This window comes from Buchnera aphidicola BCc (assembly GCF_000090965.1).
Taxonomy (GTDB): domain Bacteria; phylum Pseudomonadota; class Gammaproteobacteria; order Enterobacterales; family Enterobacteriaceae; genus Buchnera_F; species Buchnera_F aphidicola_F.
Genome location: NC_008513.1, coordinates 409807 through 416380 on the forward strand (window position 1 = coordinate 409807; position 6574 = coordinate 416380).

7 protein-coding genes and 1 tRNA gene are annotated in these 6574 nt (G+C 18.7%); 5 read left to right on the forward strand and 3 right to left on the reverse strand.

Translation table 11 applies throughout. From position 1 onward, the window contains the following. Positions 1–2 precede the first annotated feature (2 nt). A tRNA-Trp gene (locus tag BCC_RS01990) sits at positions 3–75 on the reverse strand. A 232-nt stretch (positions 76–307) separates the two neighbouring features. Here BCC_RS01990 and BCC_RS01995 point away from each other — a divergent pair. The 5 genes from BCC_RS01995 (at position 308) to fdx (ending at position 4561) form a co-directional block, all read left to right on the forward strand. After that, on the forward strand, positions 308–1516 hold the full coding sequence (locus BCC_RS01995; RefSeq protein ID WP_011672756.1) for an IscS subfamily cysteine desulfurase: 1209 nt from the start codon (positions 308–310) through the stop codon (positions 1514–1516). A 22-nt stretch (positions 1517–1538) separates the two neighbouring features. Then, on the forward strand, positions 1539–1937 hold the full coding sequence (gene iscU / locus BCC_RS02000; RefSeq protein ID WP_011672757.1) for a Fe-S cluster assembly scaffold IscU: 399 nt from the start codon (positions 1539–1541) through the stop codon (positions 1935–1937). A 164-nt stretch (positions 1938–2101) separates the two neighbouring features. Then, on the forward strand, positions 2102–2614 hold the full coding sequence (gene hscB / locus BCC_RS02005; protein WP_011672758.1) for a Fe-S protein assembly co-chaperone HscB: 513 nt from the start codon (positions 2102–2104) through the stop codon (positions 2612–2614). A gap of 7 nt (positions 2615–2621) precedes the next feature. Continuing rightward, entirely contained in the window at positions 2622–4121 is a 1500-nt protein-coding gene (locus tag BCC_RS02010) for an Hsp70 family protein (RefSeq protein WP_011672759.1), read from the forward strand. A 101-nt stretch (positions 4122–4222) separates the two neighbouring features. Further along, entirely contained in the window at positions 4223–4561 is a 339-nt protein-coding gene (gene fdx, locus BCC_RS02015) for an ISC system 2Fe-2S type ferredoxin (RefSeq protein WP_011672760.1), read from the forward strand. Positions 4562–4572: 11 nt separating this feature from the next. Here the strand turns inward: fdx and der are convergent, their stop codons facing one another. Together der and BCC_RS02025 are read right to left on the reverse strand one after the other, a co-directional pair. Continuing rightward, entirely contained in the window at positions 4573–5922 is a 1350-nt protein-coding gene (der, locus tag BCC_RS02020; protein WP_011672761.1) for a ribosome biogenesis GTPase Der, read from the reverse strand. Positions 5923–5927: 5 nt separating this feature from the next. Next, a complete protein-coding gene (locus BCC_RS02025) occupies positions 5928–6419 on the reverse strand; it encodes a tetratricopeptide repeat protein (protein ID WP_011672762.1) in 492 nt (163 codons plus the stop codon). Positions 6420–6574 lie beyond the last annotated feature (155 nt).

A 6574-nucleotide genomic window follows, 5' to 3' on the forward strand; every position in this document is an offset into this window, starting at 1 on the left:
AACAGGGGTGGAGGGAATTGAACCCCCAACTTTCGGTTTTGGAGACCGATGCTCTACCAATTAAACTACACCCCTATAAAATATAACTACTAATATAGAAAAATCATAATATTTTATATAAAATTATTATACACCAGAGATTTAGAAAATTCAACTACACAAAATTTTCAATATATTTTATTTTTAAATTACAAAATATTTAAATTTTTAAAAAATTTCTAAATTAAATAAATATAATTATTATTATTATAATATAATATAAATTATATTATTTAAAATAAATATAATACATTTAAAGGTTATAAAAATGAAATTTCCTATTTATTTAGATTATGCAGCTACAACACCTATGGATTCTAAAGTAAAAAAAAAAATGAATCAATATTATTTAATTAATGATATTTTTGGAAATTCAGCATCTAGATCTCATCAATTTGGCTGGGAAGCAGAAGAAGCAGTAGATATTTCTAGAAATGAAATTGCTAAGTTAATTAATGCAGATTCTAGAGAAATTATTTTTACTTCAGGAGCTACTGAATCTAACAATTTAGCTATTAAAGGAATTTATGAATTTCATAAAAAAAAAAACACACATATTATCACTAGTACTATAGAACATAAATCAGTACTAGATTGTTACCGATATTTAGAATATAAAGGATGTAATGTAACATATTTATCACCTAATAAATATGGAATTATTAAAATTAAACAAATAAAAAAAAACATTAATAAAAATACACTTTTAATTTCAATTATGCATGTTAATAATGAAATCGGATCTATTCAAAATATTAAAAAAATAGGAAAATTTTGTAGAAAAAAAAGAATTTTTTTTCATGTAGACGCTACTCAAAGTATTGGAAAAATCAAAATTAATATGCAAAAACTAAAAATTGATTTATTATCTTTTTCTGCTCATAAAATATATGGACCTAAAGGAATTGGAGCTTTATACATTAGTAAAAAACCTCGTATTAGATTATCACCTCAAATCCATGGAGGAGGACAAGAAAGAGGATTTCGTTCAGGAACTTTACCAGTACATCAAATTGTTGGATTTGGTGAAGCATGTAGAATTTTAAGAAAAAATATGCATCATGATATAAAACATATGAAAAATTTACAAAAAATATTATGGAATGGACTAAAAAATATTGAAGAAATATATTTAAATAGTAATTTTAATTATTGTGTTTATAATATTATTAATATAAGTTTTAATTATATAGAAGGTGAATCATTACTAATGGCTTTAAAAAACTTAGCTGTTTCTTCAGGTTCAGCATGTACTTCACAAAGTTTAGAACCATCTTATGTATTAAAATCTATAGGAGTAAAAGATGAATTAGCTCATAGCTCAATTAGATTTTCTTTAGGAAGATTTACAACTTATCAAGAAATTGAATATGCTATAATAGAAATAAAAAAAGCAGTATTAAAATTAAGAAAATTATCTCCACTTTGGGAAATGTTTAAAGCAGGTATTAATATTGATTCTATTAATTGGAATTAATTATTTATATAGGAAAAAAAATATGTCATATAGTAAAAAAGTAATTGATCATTATGAAAATCCAAGAAATGTAGGATCTTTTCCTGAAAAAGAAAATAATATTGGAACTAGTTTAGTAGGAGCTCCAGCATGCGGTGATGTTATGAAATTACAAATAAAAGTAGATCATAAAGAAAGAATAAAAGATGCGTGTTTTAAAACTTATGGATGTGGTTCTGCTATTGCATCTAGTTCATTAATGACAGAATGGGTAAAAGGAAAAACATTAAATCAAGCAAAAAAAATAAAAAATACTGATATTGCTAAAGAATTAGAATTACCACCTGTAAAAATTCATTGTTCTATCTTAGCAGAAGATGCCATTAAAGCAGCAATAAAAAATTATTATCAAAAAAATAAAAAAACAAAAAAAAAAAAATAAAAAAAAAATTAGTGCCAGAAAATATATCTAATATTTCCTTAGCACTAATATAATTAATATATTTAAATAAAATACAATTAAAAATATTAATATATAATAAATTTATATTATTAAATTTAAATTTTTTCTAATTTTTCATAATTTTTTTTATAAATAGGTTTATAATGAATTACTTCAAATTATTTCAATTAAATCAAGAATTAAAAATAGATAAAAAAAAATTAAAAAAAAATTTTTATATATTACAAAAAAAATATCATCCTGATTTAAACTTAAAAAAAAAAATAAAAAAAAAAGATCAATTATTAATATCAATAAAAATTAATCAAGGTTATAATATATTAAAAAATAAATTTTCTAGGGCTAATCATTTATTAGATATAAATAAAAAAAAAAATTTTTATAAAAAAAATAATATTACAAAAAATAAAGATATTCTTATAGAAAAATTTAATTTATATGAAGAAATACAAAAAATAAAAAAAAAACCGAATCAATTAATTAAAATAAAAAATTTTATAAAAAAAATTAAAAAAAAAAAAAATTTATTATTTTTAAAATTTAATAAAAAAATCAAAGAAAAAAAAATTGAAAAAGCAAACAAAATTCTTTTTCATATATCTTTTATTTATAAAATTCTAAATAAAGCAAAAAATTTTAAAAAAAAACTAAAATAGGTAAACAATGAAAAAAAAAACAATAATTGGAATTGACTTCGGAACAACAAACAGTTTAGTTTCTACAATATTAGAAAAAAAAATAAAAATAATTAATAATTTTAATAAAAAAAAGTTTTTTCCTTCAATTATTCATATATCTAATAAAAAAATATCAATAGGATGGAAAGCATTAAAATATTTATCTTCAGATGCTCAAAATACAATTTCATCAATTAAAAGATTTATCGGTATTTCTTATAATTCAATAAAAAAAAACATAAATATTCCTAATATAATTTCTGAAAATAATAAAAAAGAATTAGTTTTTCATACAAAAATAGGAAAAATGAATGTTTCTTGTATAATTGAAAAATTTTTTGAATATATTAAAAAAAAAACAGAAAAAAAATTTAAAAATTCTATTCACGGTGCTGTAATAACAATACCTGCATATTTCAATAATATACAAAAAAACATAGTAAGAAAAGCAGCAGAAACAGTTAATTTAAAAATATTACGTTTATTAAACGAACCTACAGCAGCAGCAATTGCTTATGGATTAGAAAAAAAGAAAAAAGGAATTATATGTGTTTATGATTTAGGTGGAGGTACTTTTGACGTATCAATATTAAAAATATCAAAAGGAATTTTTGAAGTATTATCAACTAATGGAAATTGTAAATTAGGTGGAGATGATTTTGATAAAAAATTAGTTTATCTATTAATTTCAAAAATAAAAAAAAAACCTCTTTTAAACAAAATATTATTTAAAAAATTATTAATTATTGCTGAAAAAATAAAAATTCAATTAAGTAGAAAATCGTTAGTAAAAACAAAATTTTTAAATGAAAAAATTATATGTTCTAAAAAAGAATTTAATCAATTAATTTATCCATTTATTAAAAAAACATTAAAAATATTAAAAATTGCTTTAAATGATGCAAATATATCTAAAAAAAAAATAAAAGATATTATTTTAGTTGGTGGTTTTACATATATACCACTAATTCATGAATGTATTTATTCTTTTTTCAAAATAAAACCATTAACCTCTATAAATCCAATGAAATTAGTGGCTAAAGGAGCTGGATTACATGCAAATTTTTTATATTTTAATAAAAAAAAAAACAGAAAAAAATCTATTTTATTACTTGATGTAATTCCATTGTCTATTGGAATAGAATTAGTAGGTGGTTTAATGGAAAAAATGATAAAAAAAAATACAAAAATTCCTACTGAAGTCATTAAATATTTTACAACTTTTAAAGATAATCAAACAGGATTTTGTATTAATATTTATCAAGGAGAAGATAAATATACAAAAAATTGTCAATTATTAACAAAATTTAAAATAAAAAATATTATACCTAAACCAGCTGGAAAAATAAAGATAAAAGTAATTTTCCAAATAGATACAGATGGATTACTTTCTATTATTATAGAAGAAAAAAAATCAGATATCATTCATAACATAAAAATTGATACAACATATCAACAAAATAAATCAATTACTATAAATAAATAATTTTTTAAAAATTAATTAATTAAAATATTTATATAATTAAAATTTCTACTTATATATTTAAAAATAAAATTTTTTCTTAATAAATAAAATAGGAATATGTCATGCCGAATATATTTTTTTATCCACAAAAATTTATTTTACCTAAAGGATTAAAAGTAACTGGTAATACTGGAGACTCTATACTTGACGTAGCATTAAAAAACAATATTAAAATGGAACATGCTTGTGAAAAATCATGCGCATGTTGTACTTGTCATTGTATTATAAGAAAAGGTTTTTCTTCACTGTCTAAATGTTATGAAAAAGAAGAAGATTTATTAGATAAAGCTTGGGGACTTGAAAGAAATAGTCGATTAGGATGTCAAGCACGACTGGGAACGAAAGATATCGAAGTTGAAATTCCATTATATCATGTTAATCGTAGTAGTGAAAAAAAATAAATATATAATATTTATGTATATGGATTTTTTTTATTTTTAAAAAATAATTTGATGGGTGTATTCGGGATTTTTAATTCTTTTTGTAAAAATCGTATTAAATATTTTTTATACGTCTGCGAAATATATTGCACTTGTGTTCCATGTATAATAATAAATATTGGATTTTTTCTTCCAAGATGAGCGTATTTTAATTTTATTATTTTTCCCGTTACACCCATTGGTAATGAGTGTTTTTTAGTAGCTTTGTTAATTATCTTAATTAAAGATGAAGTACTAAATATTTTTTTTGATTCATTGTAAATAATTTTTATTTGAAGAAATATTTTTTTTAAATTTGTTTTTTTGATTGCAGATAAATATATTATTTTTATATTTCTAATAAATTTTAAACGATATTTATTTTCCTGCTTTATTTTTTTTTTTCTTTCTTTAGAAATTAAATCCCATTTATTAAAAATAATAAAAAAAGCAACATTTTGATTAATCAAAAATGTAATAATAGATAAATCTTTTGAACTAATTCCAACATAAGAATCAATAACAATAATTGCTATTTGATTTTTTTTAACAACATCAAATGATTTTTTTTCAAAAATATAATTTAAAAAATCTTTTTTTTTTCTTTTTTTATTTATGCCAGCTGTATCAGTAAAAATATATTTTATCTTCTTATTAATTAATGATATTTCAATCATATCTCGAGTAGTATTTTTTGTAGAACTTGTTATTACTCTATTAGAATTTAATAAACTATTAATTAATGTTGATTTTCCAGCATTAGTTTTTCCTAAAAAACAAATTTTTATATTAATATATTTGTTTATTTTATTATTTTCTAAAAATATTTTTTTCTCTCTTTTTTTAAGAAAATTATATATATTTTTTAAAAGATTTAAATATCCAATTTTATGGATAACTGATATTTTAAAAATATTCTTTATTCCTAAATTATAAAAATCTATGAAAGAATTTTCTCTTTTCATTAAATCAATTTTATTAATTAATAAAAAAATATTCTTATTTTCTTTTCTAATCAATTTTAAAATAAAATAATCTACTATTGTTAGTTCATAACGGGCATCAACTAAAAAAAAAATTAAATGAAATTCCTGTATAGCAAGAATAGTTTGTTTGTATGCTTGTTTTTCAATTAAATTAAAAAATTTTCTTTTTATATTATTAATACCAGCAGTATCAATAATATTAATTTTTTTTTCTTTAATCTTTAAAAAACCATATTGTCTATCACGAGTAGTGGATGGTAAGTCACTAGTTAATGCAGATTTAGAATTAGTTAATAAATTAAATAAACTAGATTTACCTACATTAGATTTACCAATCAAAGCAATATTTAAAATCATTAAAATTATCTCATATGAGAAGTAATATACTTTTTATATTTATTAAATAAAGATTTCCAAATATCATCATCTATATGATGAATTATTTTTAATGCTAAAGAAAATTTTTTTTTTTTAATATATATTTTTACTAAATTTAATTTAATAAAATTAATTAAATTTATATCTGAAGTAGAAACCAAAATTTCTTTTAAAATTTTTATGGATTCTTTATATTTTTTTTTAAAAAATAAATTTTTTGCTAAATTTAATCCAATCAAATGACTATATATATTATTTTGTTTTTTGAAAAATAATTTTTCTTTTTTAATTAAATCATTTTTTTTTATTTTAAAATCATCTACTATTTTTTTAAATTCTTTTCTTGTTATTTCAATTTTTCTTTTATTTATATATCTTATTGTTAAAAATGTACAGGTTAATAACGAAAATAAGATAAAGAGAATTATGAAAATTTTTTTTTTTATATTAAATTTCTTTATTTTTATATCAAACATTTAAATTTCTTTTCAAGAATAGTCATATTTTTATTTACTAGCATAACATAAAATTTAATAAATTCAATTTTTATTTTTAATTTATTAATCTATATATAAATATATATATATAAATATATATATATAAATATAAATAAAAAAAAGGAAAAAAAAAA